At 70.9% G+C, this 22762-nt stretch carries 20 protein-coding genes; 4 read left to right on the top strand and 16 right to left on the bottom strand.

Features of this window, described 5'->3' with window-relative positions:
• The first annotated feature begins 307 nt into the window (after positions 1–307).
• The gene (locus REH65_RS03850; protein ID WP_406691304.1) at positions 308–823 is read left to right on the top strand and encodes an NADPH-dependent FMN reductase; all 516 of its coding nucleotides are present in this window, start codon (positions 308–310) and stop codon (positions 821–823) included.
• 138 nt (positions 824–961) lie between these two features.
• Here REH65_RS03850 and xylB read toward each other — a convergent pair whose 3' ends face one another.
• The 3 genes from xylB to REH65_RS03835 form a co-directional block, all read right to left on the bottom strand.
• Positions 962–2371: a xylulokinase gene (gene xylB, locus REH65_RS03845; protein WP_406691303.1), complete on the bottom strand. Its 1410-nt coding sequence runs from the start codon at positions 2369–2371 to the stop codon at positions 962–964.
• A 109-nt stretch (positions 2372–2480) separates the two neighbouring features.
• Complete coding sequence (gene xylA, locus REH65_RS03840; protein ID WP_406691302.1) at positions 2481–3638, bottom strand: xylose isomerase; 1158 nt, start codon at positions 3636–3638, stop codon at positions 2481–2483.
• Between the two features lie 61 nt (positions 3639–3699).
• Positions 3700–4959, bottom strand: coding sequence for an ROK family transcriptional regulator (locus REH65_RS03835; protein WP_281455924.1), 1260 nt, complete (start codon positions 4957–4959; stop codon positions 3700–3702).
• A 422-nt stretch (positions 4960–5381) separates the two neighbouring features.
• Here REH65_RS03835 and REH65_RS03830 point away from each other — a divergent pair, with 422 nt between their 5' ends.
• The gene (locus REH65_RS03830) at positions 5382–6248 is read left to right on the top strand and encodes a VOC family protein (protein WP_406691301.1); all 867 of its coding nucleotides are present in this window, start codon (positions 5382–5384) and stop codon (positions 6246–6248) included.
• A 9-nt stretch (positions 6249–6257) separates the two neighbouring features.
• Here the strand turns inward: REH65_RS03830 and REH65_RS03825 are convergent, their stop codons facing one another.
• From REH65_RS03825 to REH65_RS03810, 4 genes are all read right to left on the bottom strand, one after another.
• Complete coding sequence (locus REH65_RS03825) at positions 6258–7148, bottom strand: oxidoreductase (protein WP_281455926.1); 891 nt, start codon at positions 7146–7148, stop codon at positions 6258–6260.
• 81 nt (positions 7149–7229) lie between these two features.
• Positions 7230–7628, bottom strand: coding sequence for a peptidase inhibitor family I36 protein (locus tag REH65_RS03820; RefSeq protein ID WP_281455927.1), 399 nt, complete (start codon positions 7626–7628; stop codon positions 7230–7232).
• 322 nt (positions 7629–7950) lie between these two features.
• Complete coding sequence (locus REH65_RS03815; RefSeq protein WP_406691300.1) at positions 7951–9108, bottom strand: lipid II:glycine glycyltransferase FemX; 1158 nt, start codon at positions 9106–9108, stop codon at positions 7951–7953.
• A gap of 42 nt (positions 9109–9150) precedes the next feature.
• A complete protein-coding gene (locus tag REH65_RS03810) occupies positions 9151–10422 on the bottom strand; it encodes a nucleotide sugar dehydrogenase (protein WP_406691299.1) in 1272 nt (423 codons plus the stop codon).
• A 136-nt stretch (positions 10423–10558) separates the two neighbouring features.
• Here REH65_RS03810 and REH65_RS03805 point away from each other — a divergent pair, with 136 nt between their 5' ends.
• Complete coding sequence (locus REH65_RS03805; protein ID WP_406691298.1) at positions 10559–11647, top strand: hypothetical protein; 1089 nt, start codon at positions 10559–10561, stop codon at positions 11645–11647.
• 58 nt (positions 11648–11705) lie between these two features.
• Here the strand turns inward: REH65_RS03805 and REH65_RS03800 are convergent, their stop codons facing one another.
• From REH65_RS03800 to REH65_RS03760, 9 genes are all read right to left on the bottom strand, one after another.
• Entirely contained in the window at positions 11706–12767 is a 1062-nt protein-coding gene (locus tag REH65_RS03800; protein ID WP_406691297.1) for a GNAT family N-acetyltransferase, read from the bottom strand.
• Complete coding sequence (locus REH65_RS03795; RefSeq protein ID WP_406691296.1) at positions 12764–13759, bottom strand: glycosyltransferase; 996 nt, start codon at positions 13757–13759, stop codon at positions 12764–12766. Before REH65_RS03795 ends, REH65_RS03800 begins: the two co-directional genes overlap by 4 nt.
• A complete protein-coding gene (locus REH65_RS03790) occupies positions 13756–14400 on the bottom strand; it encodes a sugar transferase (RefSeq protein WP_406691295.1) in 645 nt (214 codons plus the stop codon). The genes REH65_RS03795 and REH65_RS03790 overlap by 4 nt, the downstream gene beginning before the upstream one ends.
• A complete protein-coding gene (locus REH65_RS03785) occupies positions 14387–15787 on the bottom strand; it encodes a hypothetical protein (protein WP_406691294.1) in 1401 nt (466 codons plus the stop codon). Before REH65_RS03785 ends, REH65_RS03790 begins: the two co-directional genes overlap by 14 nt.
• On the bottom strand, positions 15784–17388 hold the full coding sequence (murJ, locus tag REH65_RS03780; protein WP_406691293.1) for a murein biosynthesis integral membrane protein MurJ: 1605 nt from the start codon (positions 17386–17388) through the stop codon (positions 15784–15786). Before murJ ends, REH65_RS03785 begins: the two co-directional genes overlap by 4 nt.
• On the bottom strand, positions 17388–18326 hold the full coding sequence (locus REH65_RS03775) for a hypothetical protein (protein ID WP_406691292.1): 939 nt from the start codon (positions 18324–18326) through the stop codon (positions 17388–17390). The genes murJ and REH65_RS03775 overlap by 1 nt, the downstream gene beginning before the upstream one ends.
• Complete coding sequence (locus tag REH65_RS03770) at positions 18323–19423, bottom strand: DegT/DnrJ/EryC1/StrS family aminotransferase (protein WP_406691291.1); 1101 nt, start codon at positions 19421–19423, stop codon at positions 18323–18325. Before REH65_RS03770 ends, REH65_RS03775 begins: the two co-directional genes overlap by 4 nt.
• On the bottom strand, positions 19420–20508 hold the full coding sequence (locus tag REH65_RS03765) for a Gfo/Idh/MocA family protein (RefSeq protein WP_406691290.1): 1089 nt from the start codon (positions 20506–20508) through the stop codon (positions 19420–19422). The genes REH65_RS03770 and REH65_RS03765 overlap by 4 nt, the downstream gene beginning before the upstream one ends.
• 455 nt (positions 20509–20963) lie before the next feature.
• A complete protein-coding gene (locus tag REH65_RS03760) occupies positions 20964–21161 on the bottom strand; it encodes a hypothetical protein (protein WP_281455939.1) in 198 nt (65 codons plus the stop codon).
• A gap of 309 nt (positions 21162–21470) precedes the next feature.
• Between REH65_RS03760 and REH65_RS03755 the strand changes: the two genes are divergently transcribed.
• Entirely contained in the window at positions 21471–22757 is a 1287-nt protein-coding gene (locus tag REH65_RS03755; protein WP_406693075.1) for a nucleotide sugar dehydrogenase, read from the top strand.
• Positions 22758–22762: the final 5 nt, after the last annotated feature.

Raw genomic sequence — 22762 nt, 5'->3', positions numbered from 1 at the left:
TGTGGGATGCGCGCGGCGCGGTTTTACAAGCGTGCCTGGAAGGCATGAGGATGACCGGTATGACAGCCCTGGCCGGTCTCGTGGTGCGGTGCCACATCGACCTGTTGCGCGTGTGCAGCGCGATCTGTTGATCCACGGCTCGTCCTGACCGGTGGCCCCGGCGGCTACCGGAATCTCTTCTTCCAGCAACGCTTTTCGCGTCGATCGGTGACGCGCCGGTGTCGCATCCCGCCTCTCAGGAGTTCAGCATGGTGTCGTGTCCTCGCCTGTTCCCATTTTCGTCCACAGTGGACCGAGGAGGGGTGACATGACCCAGTTCGCCGTGCTCACCGGACACCTGACCCGACGTTCCCGCCCCGGCATGATCGCCGGGACTCTCGCCGACGAACTGCGCGCCACCGGCGCCGACGTCGTCGAGATAGCCGTCGGCGAACTCCCGCACTCCGCCTTGATGGCCGGGAACCACGATCACCCGGACGTCCGCCGAACCCAGCGTGCGCTGGCCGAAGCCGACGCGGTCGCGGTGGTGCTCCCGCGCTACGACCCGCACGGCAGCACGCCGCTGCGCACGTGGCTGGCCATGCTCCCGCCGCGCGCCCTCGACGGAAAACCGGTCCTCCCGATCGGCCTCGGCACGCTCAGGAGCCACTCCGTCGGCCTCGCCAACGCCCTGCCGACCCCGGACCCGCTATCCCCGACTTACCTCTACGACACCTGGTTCACCGCCCCCGACTGGACCCCAACACCCCGAGCCGAGTCCCTCCTGCACCGAGCGGCGACCACCCTCAGGACCGCCACCCACCCGGCCCTCGCCGCAGCCTGACCCGACCCCGCGTCGAAAACCGCAGTTTTCGCGCGTCGAAAACCGCAGTTTTCATCCGACGAAAACCGCGGTTTTCGACAGGTCGAACACCGCAGGTTTCGACCGGACGAACCTGCGGTGTTCGTCCCCGGGGAACGGTCAGATGCCGTGGACCTGGTGGCGGGCTCGGGCGTAGGTGGCGCGGATCGCGGGGCCCGAGGTGTTGTCGCCGACCGGGTGGGACGTGCCCGCTACCTGCCAGTTCGGGGGAGCGGAGGTGCCCGCGTGGGCCCAGGCGGCCTGCTTGGCGGCGCCGAGCGCGACGTACTCGGCCGGGTCGGGGACGTGGACGTCGACGCCGAACAGGCCCGGGGCGATGGCCTGGACCGCTTCGGACCGGGCGGCACCGCCGATGAGCAGCACGCGGCGGACCTCGGCGCCGGTGTCGCGCAGCGCGTCGATGGCATCCGCCATGCCGCACAGCATCCCCTCGACGGCGGCGCGGGCCAGGTTCTGCGGCGTCATGTTCGCGCCCGTCAGGCCGGTCAGCGTGCCGGTGGCGTCCGGGAGGTTGGGCGTGCGCTCGCCCTCCAGGTACGGCAGCAGGCTCAGCCCGCCCGAGCCCGGCTCGGCCTGCAGCGCCAGCCGCGACAGGCCCTCCAGGTCGGTGTCGAGCATCTGCGCGGTCGAGCTCAGCACCCGCGCGGCGTTGAGCGTGCACACCAGCGGCAGGTAGCGGCCGGTGGCGTCGCAGAAGCCCGCCACGATGCCGGTCTCGTCGGCGCTGGGCTGCTCGGCCGGGACGAACACCGCGCCCGAGGTGCCCAGCGAGACCACCACGTCACCGGGCTGCAGGCCCAGCCCGAGCGCGGCGGCCATGTTGTCGCCGGTGCCGACGCCGATCGTCGCGCCCTCGATGCCCGGCAGCGTCGCGACCGCGGCCTTGGCGTTCGGCGCCAGCAGCTCCGGCAGCCTCGGGGTGCGCCCGCCCATCGCCTCGGCCAGGACCTCGGGCAGCCACTCGCCGGTGGTGGGGGAGTAGTAGCCGGTGCCGGAGGCGTCGCCGTGGTCGGTCCAGGTCCGCTCCGGACGTCCGGCCAGCTGCCAGCCGACCCAGTCGTGCGGCAGCAGCACCTGCGCGACCCGGTCGGCGTTGGCCGGTTCGTTCTGGGCCAGCCAGGCGAGCTTGGTGATGGTGAAGCTGGCGACCGGCACCAGGCCCGTCCGCGCGGCCAGCTCCTTCGCGCCGTGGCGCTCGGTGAGCTCGGCGGCCTGCGGCGCCGAGCGGGTGTCGTTCCACAGCAGGGCGTCGCGGACGACCTCGCCGCGCTCGTCGAGCGCGACCATGCCGTGCTGCTGGCCGCCGACCGACACCGCCTCGATCCGACCGGGAGCCTGCGCGACGGCCTCGCCGATCGCGGTCTGCGCCGCCTCCCACCACGCCGCCGGGTTCACCTCGGTGCCGTCGGGGTGCGACGCCTTGGCCTCGGCGACGACCTCGCCGCTGTCGGCGTCGACGACGAGCGCCTTGGTGGACTGGGTCGACGAGTCGATGCCTAGCACCAGCATTGCGTCATCCTTCACGCTCGCGCGGCCCGGGAGGCGGTGAAGCCTCCCGGGCCGGAGTGGTTCCTCACGGGTGATTGTGCGCGATCAACCGGCGATCACGCGATCATGCTCACTGCACGCCGAGCAGGTGGTCCATGGCCAGCTGGTCCAGCTTCTCGAAGGCCATGCCGCGCGCCGCGGCGGCGTCGACGTCGAAGTCCTCGGCCAGCAGGTCCGAGACCTTCTCGCCCGCGCCCAGCGTCGGGGTCGACAGCTCGCCGACGCGGGAGGCCTCCAGCGCCTCCTTGACCCGCGGGTCCGCGCGGAAGGCCGCCGCGCGCTCCTTGAGGATCAGGTAGTTCCGCATGCAGCCGGCCGCCGAGGCCCAGACGCCGTCGTAGTCCTCGGTGCGCGGCGGCTTGAAGTCGAAGTGCCGCGGACCCTCGTAGCCGCCGTTCTCCAGCAGGTCGACCAGGAAGAACGCGTTGCGCACGTCGCCGGCGCCGAAGCGCAGGTCCTGGTCGTACTTGATGCCGCTCTGGCCGTTGAGGTCGATGTGGAACAGCTTGCCCGACCACAGCGCCTGCGCGATGCCGTGCGCGAAGTTCAGCCCGGCCATCTGCTCGTGCCCGACCTCGGGGTTCACGCCGACGATGTCACCGTGCTCGAGCTCGTTGATGAACGCCAGCGCGTGACCCACGGTCGGCAGCAGGATGTCGCCCCGCGGCTCGTTCGGCTTGGGCTCCAGCGCCAGCTTCAGGTCGTAGCCGCGCTCCTTGATGAAGGCCGCCACGGTGTCCACGGACTCGCGGTAGCGGTCCAGCGCCGCGCGAACGTCCTTGGCAGCACCCGATTCCGCGCCTTCGCGGCCGCCCCAGGCCACGAACGTCTTGGCGCCCAGCTCCGCGGCCAGCTCGACGTTGCGCAGCACCTTGCGCAGCGCGAAGCGGCGCACGTCCCGGTCGTTGGCGGTGAACCCGCCGTCCTTGAACACCGGGTGGCTGAAGAGGTTGGTCGTCACCATCGGCACGGCCAGCCCGGTCTCGTCCAGCGCACCCCGGAACCGGGACACGACGGCCGAGCGCTCCGAGGTGTCGGAGCCGAACGGGACCAGGTCGTCGTCGTGGAAGGTGATGCCGTAGGCCCCGAGGTCGGAGAGCCGGTGCACGGCCTCGACCGGGTCCAGCGGGCTGCGGGTGGCCTCGCCGAACGGGTCGCGGCCGAGCCAGCCCACCGTCCAGAGTCCGAACGAGAACTTGTCGTCGCGCTTCGGGGTGAAGTCGGTCATGACCTGGTGCTCCTCACTTCGTCGTGCACTGCTCACCGGCACCGGGGGTGCCGAATCCTGTTCAGTCGGCGGCCTTCTCGGCTGCGGGGATGCGCAGCGGGTCGCCGAAGATCTCCTCGATGACGATGCTGCTCGCGCCGCGCACGGCGGCGGAGAAGCCGAAGGTGGACGCGGTGATCCGGCAGGCGGCCTCGTCCCCGGCCACCGCGCGGGCGCGCAGCTCGCGCATCGCGGCGGGGACCAGGTAGGGCGCCACGGTCCCGAGGTAGCCGCCGAGCACGACGACCTCCGGGTTGAGCAGGTTCACCAGCATCGACACGCCGATGCCCAGCCACCTGCCGATCTCGTCGAACCCGGCCATGGCCTCGGGTCCGCCGTCCTCGGCGCGCTGCCGCAGCGCGTGCGCCTGGTCCTGCGGATCGGCCTCGCGGTCGACCAGGTCGGGTGCCGCCGCGCGCAGCACCGCGGGCAGACCGATCTTGGTCTCCAGGCAGCCGCGCCGCCCGCACCCGCAGACCTGCCCGTCGAGGTCGACCGGGATGTGCCCGATCTCGCCGGAGAACCCGCCGGACCCGCGCAGCAGCCGGCCGCCGGTGATCAGCCCGGCGCCGACGCCGACCTCACCGGTCAGGTAGACCAGGTCGGCGGCCGGGTGCGGCATGGCGTGCAGCTCGGCGAGAGCGGACAGGTTGGCCTCGTTGTCCACCACGATCGGCACGTCGCTGCCGAGCCGGTCGCGCAGCGCCTCGGCGATCGGGGTGGAGCGCCATTCGAGGTTGGGCGCGTAGCGGACCCGGCCGTTCTCGGCGTCGACCAGGCCGGGAACCGCGACCGCGATCCCGGCCAGGAACGACGACGCGCTGCCCGCGAGCTCGGCCACGGCGTCGCGGGCCAGCCCGGCGAGCCGGTCGAGGGTGGTCCCGGGGTCGGCGTGGATGGCGTCGAAGCCCAGGCGGCGCTCGACGATGACGCGTCCGGCGAGGTCGGTGCCGCGCGCGGCCAGGTACTGGGAGTTGATCTCCAGGCCGAGCGCGGTGATGCCGCCGCCGTCGAGCTCCAGGGCCCGGCCGGGGCGGCCGACGGCGCCGTCGCGGCGCAGCCCGGTCTCGCGGATCAGGCCGCGGTCGATGAGCTCGGTGGCGAGGCTGGAGACGGTGGCCTTGGTGAGCCCGCTGCGAGTGGCGATGTCGGCGCGCGAGACGACCTCGCCGCGCCGCACCTCGTCGAGCACGCGGGCCAGGTTGGCCCGGCGCACGGCGGTCTGGTCGACGCCGGACGTCCCGCCCAGCCGCACGACTTCGCCGGTTCCTCGCTCGGTCACGAACACCTCCAATAAGTATGGGCGTCAAACTAATAGCGCGGGCCTCGTGAGGCAAGGGGCTGCCGAAAATCGCAGTCATCGCTGGTCATGTGTGGTGCCGGTCACCGATGAGGACGCTGGTTAGTTGAGATGGTGAACTAAAGCGGGAGTGATCGCTGGATCTGGTGAGATCGCCGGGCGGGGCTCGTTCGCAGGGCCCGAGATGGGCCGAACGGCGTAGCCTCGCGGCTGCCCGTCTCGCCCCCGCCCCCTCGGCGAGGCGGGCACCACCTCTTCCCGGGAGGACGCGAACCGGACAGCCCCCGGTTCGTGTCCCCGACATCCCGTTGCCCTCCTCGTCAGGCCGGTGGCAGCATCATGCGGACGCATGATCACCGGAACGCCGCTCGCCCGCGGCCTCCGGACGAACCGCCGGAGGGGCGATGACCGCGAACCATTCGGCCGATCCGAGCGCGGCCACCGCTGCGATCCGGCACGTCGAGATCGGATGCCGGAACCTGGCCCGATCCCGGGAGTTCTACTCCGAACTGCTGGGATTCCCCGAGATCGCAGCGGAATCCGGCATCAGCTGGCTGGACGCCGGGCCCGCGCGGATCAAGCTGGTCGAGGTCGGCGAGGGCGACCTCGGCGGCTGGGAGCCCGACGACCTGCAGTGCGGGATGCGGCACGTCGGCATGAAGGTCGGCGACGTCGACGCCCAGGCCGCCCGGCTCCGCGAGGCCGGTGTCGAGTTCACCGCGCACCCCAAGGACGCCCACGGCGGCGTTCGCATCACGTTCTTCACCGACCCCGACGGAACCCTGCTGGAGTTCGTCGAAGGTGCGGTCCAGCACGACGAGATCTCCTCGCACGAACTCGCCGCCGAAGACCTCGCCGCGCACCAGAACCGGCCGCGCGCGGCCGGACCGGTCTTCGACCACGTCGCCGTCACCGCGCCGGACCTGCAAGAAGCCCTCGACTTCTACGTCCGCACCCTCGGCGCCCGCGTCATCGGCAAGCTCGTCCGCGGCGACGACCCGCGCGGCTTCGTCATCACCAACGTGCGCGTCGGCGACGTCGTCCTGGAGCTGTTCACCTTCCGCAGCGAGACCAGGCCCAGCACCTGGTCGGCCGGGCAGTCGCGGCACGGGTTGCGCTCGCTCGGGCTCGGCGTGGCCGAAGCCCGCGGCGCCGTCGGAGCGATGACCGCCGCCGGTGCGGGCGCCGTGCTCAGACCCGGCACCGAACCGCTGCTCATCGACCCGCACGGGGTGCCGCTGACCATCACCACCCGCGCGGCCGGCGGCTGAGGCGCCGGGTCAGGACTTCTCGGTGAGCGGGAAGCCGATGCCGGTGAGGTGCTCGGACAGCGTCCAGAGCCGCTGCGCGGCAGCAGGATCGCTGGCCGCCTTGCTGCGGCCGACCAGGGTGGGGGAACCGCGCAGCTCCATCGGACCGTCCGGGCCGACGAAGCTGGCGCCCGGCAGGTCCTGGGTGGCGGCGTAGAGCGTCGGCAGGGCACCGGCTTTCGCGGGTTGCGCGACGACGAGATTGCCGAGCGCCATGAACCGGCGCAGCACCGCGCTGCCCGCGTGGCTCTGCAGGTTCGTCGCCGAGTAGCCCGGGTGCGCGGCCGTGGAGCGGACCCGCGACCCGGCGTCGGTGAGCCGGCGCTGGAGCTCCAGCGCGAACAGCAGGTTCGCCAGCTTGGACTGGCCGTAGGCCTTCTGCGGGTCGTAGGCGCCGGTGAAGTTCGGGTCCTCCCAGTGGATTCCCCGCACCGCCCGGTGCATCCCGGAGGACACGGTGACCACGCGGTCGGTGACCTGCGGCAGCAGCAGGTTCGTCAGGGCGAAGTGCCCGAGGTGGTTGATGCCGAACTGGAGCTCGAAACCGTCCTTCGTGACCCCTTCCGGCGGGAACATCAGCCCGGCGTTGTTGATGAGCAACGAAATCTCGCCGTCGAACCGCTCGGCGAACTCCCGCACCGAGGCGAGGTCACCGAGGTCGAGCCTGCGCACCTCGGCCGATCCCGGAACGCTCCCGGCCGCCCGCTCGCCCTTGGCCATGTCGCGCACCGCGAGCACCACGTGCGCGCCGGCGCGCCCGAGCGCCTGCGCCGTCTCCAGGCCGAGCCCGCTGTTCGCGCCGGTGACCACGGCCGTCTTGCCCGCCAGGTCCGGAAGCTGGTCGCTGCTCCATCGCGTCATGGGCCCATCGTGCCATCGATCGCCGAACACGCCGATGACCACGCCCGCGAGCGGCGGCCGTGGTCATCGGCGTTCCCCCTCTCAGCAGGGATCCACCCCCACCAGGTTCAGCGGACCACCGTCGGCGATGGCCTCGTTCTCGGGCGACCTGTAGCCCTCGGTCCACGTGGCCGGGTCGTCCGGGTTTCCGGTGGCGAAGGACGCGACGCCGGGCGCGTACTGCGTGTTCAGCCACGAGCCCGCACGCCCGTCCTCGAAGCCCTCGAACTTGGCCCAAGCGTCGAGGCAGTCGTGGAAGGTGTTCTGGTGACCCGAGAAGTTCGGACCGTCCCAGACGCACAGCTGGCCTTCGCCGCACACGGCCTTGGCGCGCTGCACGGCCTCCTCCTGCGTCTCACCGGAGGCGACGCCCCCTCCGACGGCCATGAGCAGCAGTGCACCGGCCCCGCTCGCAGCGATCTTGCGAGTCCTCGTCGACATTTTTCCTCCCAGTTCTCAGCTACGCAGGCGTGCGAACGCACAGGTGTCCCGCGCGTGGTGTTCGGTGCTGGCCCCCAGCGGCCCGGTTCGGGCCTTGGCATCGCGACACCCTTTCCACGTCGCACGTTCGACTAGGGTTGCCTCGAACCGGACGGAAAATGCGCGGTTTTCGGCCACGCCACCCGGCCGAGACCACGCGAGACCCGAACTCACACCCGGTAACCAGCCCGAACATCAACCAGGCAGCCGGTTTTCAACGCGAACCCGCGTGCGGAACGCCCGCGCGCCGCACGCGTGCGCGCAGCGTGAGGAAGTTGAACCCTCAGCGAACGCCGTGCGGGGAGGACTGCGGAGCGGTCGTCCCGCTGCGGCCCCGACGCAGCAAGCCCTGCGCCGTCCGGATCAGGCGCGTGCCGGTACCGGTCCGCCTCGCGAGGTCGTAGGCGCCGCGCAGCGCCACCGGCCTGATGGACTCGATCGCGGGGGAGCAGCGGTAGGGACTGCCGCCGAAGTCGCACTTGTACCGGTCGTAGCTGTTCAGCGACGAGCGATCGCCGGCGTCGTCCAGCAACGTCCGCAACGCCGACTCCGGCAGGCCCCCGAGGTCGAACCACCGACACCCCCGGCCCCTGGCCCACATCATGGCTTCCCAGTGCAGGATGCCGGGCATCCCCTTGGGACTCGGCACCGCGCGATCGAACCCGGTCAGGCGCGATTTCATCGTCGCCCCGCACAGGGTGTAGAGGTGGGCGACCACGGGGGTTCCGCGGTGGCGGGCGATCCACAGCGCGGCGTGCTCGCCGAGCCCGCGCAGCAGAGCTGCCACGTACTCCTCGGAGAACGGCTGGAACCCGTGGTGGGCACCGGTCCGGGCGAGCAGCTCGGCCACCACCGGGGCGTCCCGCTCATCACCGCGATCGAGTCGAACCCCCTTGTCCTCCCAGGACCTCCTCCTGATGTCCCGGCGCAGCCGCACGTTGCCGAACTCGGACCGCAGGTCCTCCTCGGAGCGGGTGAGATCGATGCGCAACGACCCGGGCGGGGCCACCCGCGCGTCGGACGCGCGGAACCCGCGCTCGATCAGCTCACCGCTGAGGTCGTCGACGCCTTCCGGTGGTTGCACGAACAGCATCCGCACGTGGTGCCGGGCGAGGTCGTCGAGGGCTCCGGCGAGCGCCTCGCGCACGCGCTCGCGATCGGGCACGCCCGTCGCGATCACGGGCCCGTAGGGCACGTAGCCGATCGTCCCCAGCGGCCGCACGTTCCGGACCAGGACCTGCGCCCCGCCGATGACTTCGCCCCGGTGCGCGGCCAAGACGTAGTGCGGGGCGTAGCCCGCGGCCGCGCGCACCCGCCCCCACGCGCTGAGCTGGCTGACGTCGCAACCAGGTGTGGCGTCGACGAGGTCGTCCCACGCCCGGATCCAGGACTGCTCTGGTCGAGCCGAATCCACGATGGTGATCGAGTTCCCCGCAGGCACGTCCTCCCCCTCTCGCGATGCGGAGCCGGTCGTCGGCGTCCGTCACAGCCTTTCCGCGTTCCCGGCCCGCAGCCGGTTGCGGGTGTCCAACACGCAGTCGCTGCGCTGAGCGACCAGGTCCCAGTTGATGACGTCGTGATCGGTCAGCACGATCACCAGGTCCGCACCGTCGAGGTGTTCCTGCTCGCAGTCCACCATCTCCACGTATGTGGGCACCGCGGCCGGGTCGACGAGCGGGTCGATCGCGGAGAGCCGGGCGCCGAGCTTGTCGAGGAGCCGGGCCACGGCGACCGCCGGGGAGTTGCGCGCGTCCCCGGAGTTCGACTTGTAGGCCAAGCCGATGAGCAGCACCCGGCTGCCGTTGACCGCCTTGCGGCGAGCGTTGAGGCATTCGACCGCCCGGGTGACGACGTGCTCGGGCATGTGGTCGTTGACGGCGTTGGCGAGGTCGACGAACCGGAACGCCTGCCCGAGCGACCGCTTCACCTGCCACGACAGGTACGACGGATCGATGGGCAGGCAGTGGCCGCCGACACCGGGACCGGGCTCGAAGCGCATGAACCCGAACGGCTTCGTCGCGGCGGCGTCGATCACCGACCACACATCGACACCCAGCCCGTGCGTGTAGACCGCGAGCTCGTTGATCAGCCCGATGTTGACGTGCCGGAACGTGTTCTCCAGCAGCTTGGCGAGCTCGGCCTCCCGCGTCCCGGGGACCGCGAACGTGCGGTCGACCAGCGAGTCGTAGAACTCCCGCACGACCCGGAGCGACTCGGCATCGATGCCCGAGACGATCTTCGGCGTGTTCTCGAAGTGCCACGTCCGGTTGCTCGGGTCGATGCGTTCCGGGCTGTAACCGACGTGGAAGTCGCTGCCCGCGCGCAGTCCGGAACCGGCTTCGAGGATCGGGACCAGCACGTCCTCGGTGGTCCCCGGGTAGGTGGTGGACTCCAGCACGACGCAGCAGCCGGGCGAGATGTGCTGCGCGATCATCCGCCCGGCCTCCTCGATGCAGCCGACGTCCGGGGCCCCGTCCCGCAGCGGGGTCGGCACGCAGACGACCGCGACGTCGAACCCGGCCAGCTCCTCCGGGTCGCCGGTGGCGACGTACCGGCCGGACGAGAGCGCGAGTTCGATCTGGGCGTCGCTCACGTCGTCGACGAAGGTGCTGGCTCGCCTCAGCAACTCCACCCTGTCCTTGTCGAGGTCGAAACCGACGACCTCGAAACCGATCTCCACCGCCCGCATGGCGACCGGCAATCCCACGTAGCCCTGGCCCACCACCGCGAGCCGTCCGATCGATTGGTCTGGCATCTCACCCATCTCCTCTGCGATGCGACTCGGTGCCGGGCTCCGATCGCGACGGGCGGTTCCGCCGTCGCTGCATGAATCGGGGCCGGGCTCTAACCTCGGAGAACGACCGCTCGGGTTTCGGGCGGGGAGGGAAACCATGAGCGTCAAGATGTTGATCGCGGTCGTGGGGACGACGACGGCGCTGCTCGCCGGCGCGTGCACCGGTGGTGGGGGCGAGCCCGAGGCACCGTCCCGGCCGGAGCGAGGTCCGGCCGCGGCGGCCGAGCCTCCGCGAGACCCGCCCCCCGTCACCTGCACGCGCACCGCGACCGACCAGGAGCAGGCCCGCGCTCTGCTCGATCAGGCCGCACCCGGTCAGACGCTGTGCTTCTCGGGCGACGGCCTCCGCGGCGCCGACTTGGAGGCGTCGGCCTCGGGGACTCCGGAACAACCGATCGTGCTGGTCGGTCGGGACACCACCGTGGGTTCGGTCTCGGTGGACGCCGACCACGTGGTCGTCGACGGCTTCACCACCGCCGACGGCGACGGACTGGCGCTCACCGGGACGGGCATCACCGCGCGGGGGAACGAAGTGCTGCGCGCGCACGACGACGGCATCGGCTGCGAGTGCACCGACGCGGAGATCGAGGACAACGTCGTGCGCGAGGCGGACGGCACCGGGATCAGGATCGAGGGCGAGCGGATCTCGTTGCTGCGCAACGACGTGAGCGGTTCGGTGATGCGGGAGTCGAACGACGCCGACGGGATCCGGTTCTTCGGCACCGGACATCGGATCAGCGCCAACAAGGTTCACGACATCTCCGACGACGGTTACCCCGAACCGCCGCACACCGACTGCTTCCAGACCTACGACAACAGCAGCCCGCCGACGGTCGACGTGGAGATCTCCGGGAACAGCTGCCTCAACGTTGATCACCAGTGCCTGATCGCCACGGCGGAGGAGGCCGGGCAGACCGGCGCCATCGGCCGCTCCCGCTCGGTGCGGTTCGTCGGCAACACCTGCGCCGTCAACGGGTCGCAGGCCGTGCTCGTCCGGTGGTTCCCCGAGATCACGGTGCAGGACAACGAGATCTCGGGCCCGGACCTGGTCAACGGCGTGTACATCGCGGACGATTCGACGTCCGCGACGGTCGTCGGCAACCGGTTCCGCGGTGACTACCCGATGGTCGAGGTGGACGAGAGCTCCCGGCCGGGCCTGCGCCTCGAGGGGAACCAGCGCTTCTGACGCGGGCGGCAGCGCCCGGGTGAGGCAGCGTCGGTGATCGCACGACATGTCGCCGCTCCTAGCAGAAGTAGTGGTACAGCTCGGCGCCGGCGCGCGCCGTGACCTCGTCCGGGACGGAGTCCTCGGTGAGCAGCAGCGTGATCGCGTTCAAGGTCGACCCGACCTCGACCTCCGCGGGGGAGGGCTCCTCCCCTCGGGAGCGCAGCGTCACGACCCGCGACTCGTGCGTGGAGTACTTGCGCTTGAACCGCTGCAGGCCGGGCTGGTCGAGTCCGCTGATGCCCCAGTCGACCGCCCGCAGCCCCTGCTGCGCCGCCCAGCGGATTCCCGCCCAGTACAGCGCGTCGTTCGGCCTGTCATCGAGGGAACCGGGCAACGACGCCATGAACTTGGCGTACAGCGCGCCGTTCCACCGCAGGAACACCACACCCGCCACCGGTTCCGCGGCCCCGGGCGGGTACGCCAGCATCGTCGTCACGCCCTGCTCCGGGGCGAACGCCTCCCAGATCCGCTCGAAGAACTCGACCGGCTGCGCCAGCATCCGGAACTTGACCTTGCGCAGCGCCACCTGCAGCCGGTGGAACCGCCGCACCCCGTCCAGACCGGTGTCGATCTCGATCCGCACGCCCCGCCGCTCGGACCTGGTGATGCTGCGCCGGGCGGCGGACCCGATGCGCTCGTACAGCTCCGGCACGGGCACGTCGAGGCGACAGCCTTGCCGGACCGACTCGTCGACCACCTCGAGGCGTGCGTCCTCGAAGGGAACCGAGCCCTTCGAACACCGCACGCTGAAGCGCTCACCCGGGGCGAGCACGTCGGCGGTCAGCGCGTTCCAGGTCGCCGCGTCCGGCATGATCGGATCTGCCCAGTCGGAGAACGGGAGGCTGCACACCCGCCGTCCCCGGGCGTCCGACACCGGGACCCAGGCCAACCCGGCGACCGGTTCGCCCCCGGCGTCGAGCGCGATCCTGGCCGTCGGGGTGAATCCGTAGGTCGCGCACAGCGCTCGGATCCACGGCGGGGACACGAACGGTCCGCCGGACGCGCTGAGCGCCAGCTCCCGCCATCGGTCGTCCCGGCGCGGGTCGACCCGCACGACCTCGCCCGCAGTGAGCGTCATCGCCGACCACTCCTCTCGTTCCGCGGGAGGAGGCTGAACGGGCTCGGTTCGTCGACGCGCCGAACCGACCAGGACATGCTCGCGGTCAGCTCGGCGACGCCGACCGCCCCGTCCCGTCGGTACGACGCCAAACCACGCCGCCGCAGCTCCTCGGCCAGCTGACCCTGGTGGTCGTCGCTGGCTTCGCCGTACTCGTGCAAGCGGGTGACGAGGACGGGCTTCAGCCCCGCCTCGAACGCCGCCATCGCCGACCCGGTGCCGGCATGGCTGATCACGATGTCCGCCACCGACAGGGCGCGCTCCAGATCGGGGCCCGACAGGTACCGGACCCCGTCGATCGGCAACCCGTCGACCGGTGTGGAACCCGTTTGCCACAGCACTTCCACGGTCGATCCCGTGGTGTTGCTCAGCTCGCCCTGCGGCCCGAGCAGCCGCACGAGCTGGTCGAGCATGCGCCTGAACGGGAAGTTCGACGTCCCCACGGTGACCAGGACCCGGATCGGACCGCGGCGATCGCGGTGCGCCGGTACCGGTGCGTAGCAGTCGAACTGGCTGCCCCCGTAGTGCCAGTGGCGCGAGGCCCACCCGGGGTGCTGGGTGTAGCAGCGCACACCGGGCACCCACCGCATGATCCGCCCGGTGAGCGAGGGGCTGGTGACCCTGGCCGCGCTCTCGACGTAGTGGCACTCGACGCCGCGCGCCGCCAGGTACGGGAGGAATCCCAGCGCGATTCCGGAACCCGTTGAGATGGCCCGCGTCACCTCCCGGTTCCGCCAGATCCGGTGGGCGATCGGCAGGCACCGCAGCACACCCGACACGCTGCGGCCCGGGACGACGTGGGTGAACTCGGCATCCCGGTCGGTCAGCAAGGACCGGCCCTGCGTGGAATCGGGGGTCACCCACAGCGCGGTGCCGTCGGGAGGAACGCGTTGCGCCAGCTTGTCCAGCTGGGCGAGGTGACCTCCGGTCGTCGCCACGAACAGCGTGGTCATCGCGAACCACCCCCGCGCAGCACCGAAGGCACCGTTCGGGCGAGGATCACGAGGTCGCTCCAGAAGCCGCGCTGCCGGACGTAGGTGAGGTCCAGCTGCAACATCTGGAGGGTCCCCATCGTGCTCCTCCCGCTGACCTGCCAGAGCCCGGTCAAGCCGGGCCGGACGGTGAACCGCGCCGCGTAGGTCGCGGGGAACATCTCCGCTTCCCACTCCAGGCAGGGCCGCGGGCCGACCAGCGCCATCTCCCCGCGGATCACGTTGATCAGCTGGGGGAGCTCGTCCAGGCTGGTCCTGCGCAGCCACGATCCGAAGCGGGTGATCCTCGGATCGGCGTCGAGCTTGCAGCTCCCGTCGATCGAGGTGTCCTCACCGCGCAGCTCGCGAGCGATGAGCTCCCGGTGCGCGGCGTCGCTGCCGCCGAGGCGCATGGTGCGGAACTTGTAGAGGGTGAACGCTTCACCCGCGAGGCCGACGCGGCGCTGTCGCAGCAGGGCGGGGCCGGGGCTCGTCAGCCTCACGAGCGCGCCGATGACGAGCATCGGTAGTGCGAGCACCGCCAGCGCCAGGCTCGCGAGGATCACGTCGGTCCACTGAGGTGGGTCGAATCGCCGTCGGGCGGGCAGGTCATGAGCGTTCACGGGTGCACCTCCCCGAAACCACCGCGAGGAGCACGAAGAGGAGGTCGCCGGACCCCCGCAGCACCAGGTGGATGTCGATGATCGAGAGCACCAGGACGACCCACCACGCGATCTCCAGGGTCGCCGCGAACGCGCCGGTGGTGTCCAGGCGCGTCCGCAACCGCGACGTCGTGGTCAGAACCGCCACCGAGAGCCAGATGAACGCCGCGAGGAGCGGCAGACCGCCCACCCACAGCAGCTGCAGGTACCCGCTCTCGAGGTAGATCAGATCGCGCCAGGTCTCCGGAGCGGGGAGCACCGAGTCCGGGGAGACGCCGAGCACGAAGCCGAAGTCGTCGAGCCGGGGCAGGTAGAAGTGGGTGATGTTGTCCCAGCGCCCCAACCAGCTGCGGGGCACGGTGAAGCCCTCCGAGAAGTCCGACATCCGGCCGAGGAACGCGGGCGCGCCGACCAGCACGGCGACCCCCACCACCGGCAGGAACTTCACGGCGCGCCGCCGCAGCTGCGGGTACCGGCGCAGGATCACCAACCCCGCGACCGCGGCCGCGATCCACGTGGAGAACTGCCCGGCCGCCAGCACTCCCGCTCCGAGGACGAAGCCGGCGACGAGCGCTTCCCGCTTGGCGAGCAGACCGCGCAGCGAGCAGCAGATCACCAGGCTCAGGCAGATGATGATGTAGTCACCGGTGGCGATCGACGAACCGAGCGTCGTCGTGCCCCGCGACGAGAGCCCGCCGTTGTCGGTGGCCCACCACCCGGCGAGCAGGTCCAGCACGGGACCGACGTTGAGCGTCTGCAGGATCGCCACCACGGCGACGACGACACCCGGCCAGATGATCAGACGGGTGCATCGCAGCAGCTGCGCGTCGGTTCGCACGGTCATGCGCACCAGCAGGAACAGCGCCGCGAGCTTGCACATCGGCAGGACGGCCGACAGGTCCGAGCCCAGCGGCGTCTGCCCGCGCAGCATCATGGAGGCGAGCGGCCACACCGTGGCCAGCAGCACCAGGCAGCCCAGCGGCACGTCCAGCGGACGCAGCCGCAGCCGCACGGCGTCACCGCGCAGGTACCTCACGAGTCCGCCGGCGCAAGCGCCCGCCAGCAGCACGGCCAGCAGGGCTTCGTTCGGGCGCGCGATCGGCACCAGCGCGCCGCGTTCGATCCCGGCCAGGAACGGCAACGTGACGAGGTAGAGGTAGGGGGCGAACACCGGGCGGTAGGCGCAGGCGGCGAACAGCCCGACGATCACGAGCGTCGCGAACACGAGCAACCCGCCCACGATCGACAACGCCCCGAGCACGACCGCCGCGACGACGGCCAACACGACCAGCCGACGGTCTCCGCGAACGCCCGCTCGCGGTGTTCCGTCGCGGACCAACGAGATCATGTCGCACCTCCCGACATGCGGAGCAGCCTGAAGCGGGCGGCTCCGGTGAAAGCGGCCAAGGACAGCAGTCCGCACGCGACGAGCACGCCGAACTCGGCGACGGTGCCGAGTTCGCTGGTGTTCAGCAGCCACCAGCCGGCCCCGACGACGGGCAGCATCGCCGCCGCGGCTATCACCGAGACCCCGATGTGCGCCGGATCGGCGAACCTCTCGGGCCGGATGGCGCGCCACAGCCGAACGAGCGTGATCACCGCTCCCGCGAGCTCCCCGAGCAGCAACGCGACGCACAGGATGACCAGGCGTCCCGTTCCGGGCGCGACCACCAGCGCCGACGCGGCGACCGTCACCGTCACGAGCAACAGAGCCAGGCTCGCGTTCCTCGGTCCGGCGACATCGATGCGCGCGAACAACCCCTGGCGTCCGATCTGGTGCAGCCCGGCCGCGAGCTGCGCCACCGCGACGACGGTGATGCACGCGGCGAACCGGGCGATCACGTCGGGCGACCGCATCTCGCCGTTGGCGAGCACGCGGGCCACGGGATCACCGAGCACCAGCAGCAGCACCGCCGCGGGGACGCCGGTCACGGTGGCGTAGGTCAGCGCTTGACGCCACGAGGCGGCGAAGGCGGCGCGGTCGTCGCGTTCGTAGCTGCCCGACATCTCGGGCAGCACGGCGATCGAGACGGCACGCGCCCCCAGCGCGAGCGGGAACTGGAAGAGGGCGTACGCGAGCTGGACGACGACCACGCCGCCGGGAACGGTCGCCGCGATGATGAGCAGCGCGTACATCCCGATCATCGGGGAGGCGGGTACCGCGAGCGAACCGCGGAGCCGCCGCGCGACCCGCATCGTGGCGGGGTCGCGCCACCACTTCCGGAACGGCCGGACCGCCAGACCGCAGCGCGCGGCACCGTACAGCTGCAGTCCGGTGTGGACGGCGACCGCGGCGGTGCTGCCCACCCCGAGCGTCAGGAGGAAACCGAGCGGGATTCCACCGGCCTCCTGACCGGTACCCCACGTGGCGCCGGCGATGACGACGATCGCGATCAGGACGACGTTCTCCACCGCCGGCGCGGCCGCCGCGAGGACGAACCGCTCTCGGGACTGCTGGGCGGCAGCGCCCAGAGCGGCCATGGTGTACAGCACGACCTGCGGGCTGACCAGGAGGATCAGCAGCACCGCGATGCCCTGTGCCTGTCCCGCGACGACGGGGTCGGCGATGCCGAAGGTCAGCGACCACGCCAGCAGGGGGGAGGCCAGGAGCAGGAGCGCGGTCACCGCTCCGGCCGCCGTGAGCAGGCACGCTCCCACACCGCCGAGCAGTTCCGCGGCATGCCCGCGCCGCCCGCGCGAGGACGCGCTGACGACGGCCGGCACGACCACGAGCCCGAGCGCCTGTCCCGCCACCGCCGAGAAGACGATGTTGGGAACGACGTTGGTGGCGACGAACGTGTTCGCGAAGAAGGTCGGCCCGAGCACGGCCCCGATCACGACCACGCGGCCCAGCCCCGTCACCCGGCTGATCAGCGTCCATCCCGCGACGACGGCGGAACGACGTGCAGCCGTGGTGACGAAGGGCCCGAGCGGGCGGGAGCGCAACATCACTCGGCCCCGCTCGTCCGCGTGCGCCGGTGAACGATGACCGCGACCGTCAGCAGCGCGACGACGAAGGCCGCGAGCGCACCGGAGACGGCGGCGAAAACGGGTCGTGGGCTCACCGGGTCGGGCACGCCGTACGGCGGGACGACGATCTCGGTGCGGGGCGCGTCCATCTGCGCGACCGTGATCTCGTCGAGCTGCCGCCGCAGGTTCTGCTCCCGATCGCTCAGGTCCTGCACCTGGGCCTCGGCCGCGGCCAGCTTCGCGGTCCCGATCCCGCTGTAAGCCTGTTGGGCCCGCTGGGATTCCAGGTCCGTGCGGGCCTTGGCGAGTCCGCCCTGCACCTGGCTCAGCTGCGTGTTCAGGTAGCCCGACGCCTGGCTGCCGTCCTGGGTGCGCACGACCTGCTGATAGCGGTCGACGATGTCGCGGGTGAGGTTCTGCGCGGTGTCGCGGTCTCCCGCTCGGGCTTCCACCTGGATGATCTCGCTGCTGTCCAGCAGTGAGATGGTGACCTGCTTCTCGATGCTCTCGACGGGGACACCGTTGGCGACGGCGACCGGGCCGAGCACCTGCCTGCTTCGGAGGGTGACCAGTTGGGTGGTCAGGCTCCGGTCCTCGCGCAGGAAGCCCGTCGGCTTCTCCGTGCTGATCTCGTACAGGATGTCCGCCCGGGCCGCGTACTCCTTCGGCCACAGCAGGGCGCCGCCGAACCCGGCGGCCGCCCCGAACATCACTATCGCCAGGATCAACGCGAACAGGCGACGTGGGGAGATCGCGCGAAAGAGGGTGTGCGCGGCGGTGTCCCGGTCCCGGGTCGGTACCCGCGCGCGATCCGCCTCCCAGGGCTCGTAACGATGCCAGCGTTCGACGGACGAGTTGTTCGCGTTCCCGTCCGGTTCGATCCGCGGCTGTCCTCGATCGGATCCGGTGCTGGTCATGAGGTGACACCTCGCAATGCTTCACAGATTCGTGCGACGTCGGCTTGGCCCAACGTCGGCGAGATCGGCAGGGACAGGATCTGCTCGGCGGCCTTCTCGACCGTCGGCAACTGCTCGCGAAACGCGGAGAAAGCGGGCTGCAGGTGGCAGGGAACGGGGTAGTGCACGCCCCAACCGATCCCCGCGGAGTCCAGTGCGGACACCGCCCGCTCCCGCTGCGCGGTCCGCACCACGGCCAGGTGGTGCGCGGACTGCGCCTCGGGTGATACGGCGACCGGGGCGCAGGAGGCGGGCAGCAGCGCCGCGTAGGCCTCCATCAACGCCGAGCGTCGCCGGTTGTCGTCGTCCAGCATCGGGAGCTTGGCCGACAGGGCTGCCGCCTGGATGCTGTCGAGGCGGCTGTTGCGGCCGCGTTCGCGGTGCACGTGACGGTTGCCCGGTGCGCAGCCGTGGTTCGCGAGCCTGCGCACTCGGTCGGCGACCGAACGGTCGTGCGTGACGACGGCTCCCGCGTCCCCGAGTGCCCCGAGGTTCTTGCCCGGGTAGAAGCTGAAGGCCGCTGCTGTGCCGACGCTTCCCGCCCGCTGGCCGGCGTACCGGGCACCGTGCGCTTGTGCGGCATCTTCGAGCAGCGCGAGCGAGTGCCGTCGGGCCACGGCCGCGACCCGGGGCACGTCGATCATCTGGCCGAAGAGGTGCACCCCGACGATCGCCGCCGTCCGCGAGTTCACCGCCGCGCCCGCCGCATCGGGATCGATGAGCAGCGTGCTGGGATCGACGTCCACGAACCTCGGTCGGGCGCCTGCCGAGCAGACCGCCTCGGCCGTGGCGGCGAACGTGTTGGCCGGGACGATCACCTCGTCACCGGCGCCGATCGACAGCGCGGTCAGGATCAGTTCCAGCGCGTCGGTCCCGTTGCCGACCCCGACGCACTCGGAGGTCTCGCAGTAGCTCGCGAACTGCTCCTCGAACATCCCGACCTCCGGTCCGCCCACGAAACGCCCGTGCTGCAGAACGGCTTTCCACGCGATGTCGAGCTCCTCGCGCACGTCGGAGTTGACGCCGACGACGTCCAGGAAGGGAATCGGCTCGTTCATGACGGTGTCCCACCGAGTTGGGCGCGCGCGAGCAGGACCTGCCGGCCGTCGAGGAGGCCGTGCTCCTCGCGAACCGCGACCTCGTGGCCGCTCTTACGGGCCGCGTCGGAGGCGCTGAGCACCCGGACCACGTCGAGCCCGCTCTCTCCTGGCGTGGACGGCCGCTCACCGGTGCGGACGCAGTCGATGAAGTGGGTGTCCTGAACCAGGAGCGGCTCCCGGAACACGACGTGCGGCGACACGATGTCGCCCGTGCGGTAGGTGACCGGCATCGCCGGCGTGTCCACCGGCTCGCCCTGATCGGTGGAATCCACGCCGATGTCGTAGATCCGGATCCGGTCCTCGTCGAGCAGGTCGTTGTAGACGGCCATCTTCCGGTCTCCGACGACGGTCACGCGCCGGACCTTCTGCGGGTCCAGCCAGCTCACGTGCACGAAGGCCGGGATGAGTGACTGCTCGAGCTGCAGGCGCAGGTACGCGACGTCGGCATGACGCGCGCCGACGCTGCGGTGCGCCCAGGCCGCGACCGAACCGGGCCGTTCCCCCATGAGGAACGAGATGATCGACAGATCGTGCGGGGCCAGGTCCCAGATCACGTCGACGTCGTTCTGGTAGATCCCGAGGTTGAGCCGGGCCGTGTCGATGTAGAGGACGCGTCCGAGCTCGCCCGAGTGGATCATCTCCCGCAGCTTCCACACCGCCGCGTTGTACTCGAAGGTGTGGCCGACCATCAGCGGGACACCGTGCTCGGCCGCCGTGTCGACGAGTGACCTCGCCACCGATGTGGACGTCGCCAGCGGTTTCTCGACCAGCACGGGTTTGCCCGCGCGCAGTGCGCGATGCGCGATCTCACCGTGCGTCCTGGGTGGAGTGGCGACCACGACACCTTCGACGAAGTCGAGCGCTGCGGCGAGATCTCCTGTGAGGTCGGCGTTGGGACAACCCCACCGGGCCTCCTCCCGTCGGCCCGGATCGTTGTCGACCACGACGAGGTCGACCCCCGGAACGCTGCTCAACACGCGTGCGTGCTTGGCGCCCCAGTACCCGTACCCGACCACGGCCAACCGCGTGTGTTGATGACTCATCCCCGCCCCCGTTCGAGTAGGCGCTGCAACGCATTTCAGTTCTCGGCTGAAAGGTTGTGATAGCGCTACCGAAGGTGGAACAGGTTGTTGCGTCGTCCTAGTGTCAAAAGTCCCCGCCACACCACGTGACCGGAAGAATGCGGTGAGTGAATGCCGGATCGGCGCGCGGCACGGGGGAGCGTGCGAGGGAAAGGTGCTGCGGCAGAGGATGATCCCCGGCATCGCGAGGTTCATCGGCCCCGTGGCGGACGAAATTCAGGGCACGGGCAGCGCCGAACGCACCGCCCGCTTCGGAGGAATCCGCTCCGGTTCTGAAATCCCGGAAGTGGAACGAAATGATTCTCTTCTTTCCGGGGGTGGGCGATTCCTCGTGCGCGACTCGGGCCGTTCAGGGCGAAGTCGACGCCGTACGTCCGTTTGCGGCCACGACCGGGCCGGAGGTGATCAGGTGCGGCTCACTGCCGCTGCTCGCGACCGGCTTTCCGAACGCGTTTGATCTCCTCGGCGTCGTAGAGGTTCGCCAGCGCGCCGCGACCGGCGGGTCGCCGCGCGATCGGACTGATCCTGTGCCGGGAGAGCCAAGCGTTCACCGATCCGACCCGGATTCCCAAGTAGTCGGCGATGTCGTGACGGTCCCACTTTTGCTGATCCATGGGGCCTCCTCGTGCGGGTCCGATCACGGACTCGTTTTCCCGATTGTGCCCTCCCCGCTTCTCGCGGCAGCGGGGAGGAAGTCCCTTATCAGGCCTTTGTTCCCTGGTTTGTGGCACCACGTTGGTGCACTCTTCTCTGCAGGTCGGATCGGCCCGGTCCCACGCATCGGCGGTCATCGGGGTTGCGCGAAGCACCGGGGGAACCGCCCGGTTCCGGCCCGGTTACTCAGCGAAACGTTCTGACAGCAGTGCGTTCTCAGCGACCGATGCACAAGACGAGAAGGTTCCGCGATCATGGGTGAAGCGAATATGACTGCGACGCGGTCGAGTTCAGCGATCGGAATCATGCAGGAGCCGGGGTCGGTCCACGCGGTGGTCGTGGGTTCGGGTGAAGTCGGTATGCGGACCGCGCTGTCCCTCGTGGAATCCGGAGTCGCGGTGACCGGTGTGAACGTCGATGAGAGCAGGCTGCTGGTGCGCGACGCCGAGCCGTCCACCCCCGACCGCGCGCGAGTCGAGCGCGCGCTCGCTGACGGCCGGATGGAGTTGACCTCCGACCTCGCGGCGATCAGCGACGCGGAGTCCGTGGTGATCGCGGTGCCCATGCCGGTGGACAGCCGCTTGGTGCCGGACATGCGCGAACTGACCGCGGCGTGCGCCTCGGTGGTGGCCAACGCCGTCGAAGGGCAGTCGATCGTGCTCACCTCCACCACGTACGTCGGTTGCACTCGCGACCTGGTCGCCGAACCGCTGCGCCACCGCAACGGCTGGACCGTCGGCGAGCAGGTGCACGTCGCGTTCAGCCCGGAGCACGTCGATCCCGGCGTGAACGGGCCCGAGCGGTACGCGACCCCGCGCGTGATCGGCGGGGTGACCGAGGAGTGCGGTCGCCGGGCCGAGGCGGTGATCGCCCGCGGCGCACCGGGCGTGCACGCCGTCACCTCACCGGAGGCCGCGGAGATGACCGAGCTGCTGCAGAACAGCTTCCGGGCGGTCAACATGGCGATGATCAACGAGTTCGCCGACGGCTGCCGCGCCTTCGGGGTCGATCCGATCGAGGTCATCGAGGCGGCGGCGACCAAGCCCCACGGGTTCGTGCCGTTCCAGCCGGGGCCCGGCCGCGGCATCCCCTGCGACGCGCACTCCCTGCTGTGGCAGTTGCGCGCGCAGCGGTTCCCGGCGCCGCTGATGAACGCCGCGATGGGGTCGATCGCGGCCCGCCCGCACCGGGTCGTCGAACGCGCCCGGCACCTGCTGGCCGACCGGGGCAAGCCCTTCGCCGGCTCCGACGTGCTCGTCCTGGGCGTCGCCTACGAGCCCGGGGTCGCCGACGTGCGGGAGTCCCCGGCGCTGGAGGTGATGGCGGACCTGGCCGCGGAGGGGGTCCGGGTGGCCTACGCGGACCCGTTCGTGCCGTCCGTCCGGTTGGGTGACACCACGTTGCGAGCCGATGACGCCGCCGAGTCGCGGCGGTGGGACCTGGTCATCGTGCACACCGCGCACCCGGGAGCGGAGATGTCCTGGTTGAGCGGCCAGAACGCCGTCCTGGACATCACCTACCGGCTCGACCCGTCGCTGCGCTGCGCGCACCTCTAGCGGCC

The sequence above is a fragment of the Saccharopolyspora sp. ID03-671 genome (assembly GCF_045278815.1).
GTDB lineage: Bacteria > Actinomycetota > Actinomycetes > Mycobacteriales > Pseudonocardiaceae > Saccharopolyspora > Saccharopolyspora ipomoeae.
Note: the sequence above shows the minus strand (reverse complement) of the source record. Positions and strands in the feature narration are given on the sequence as shown.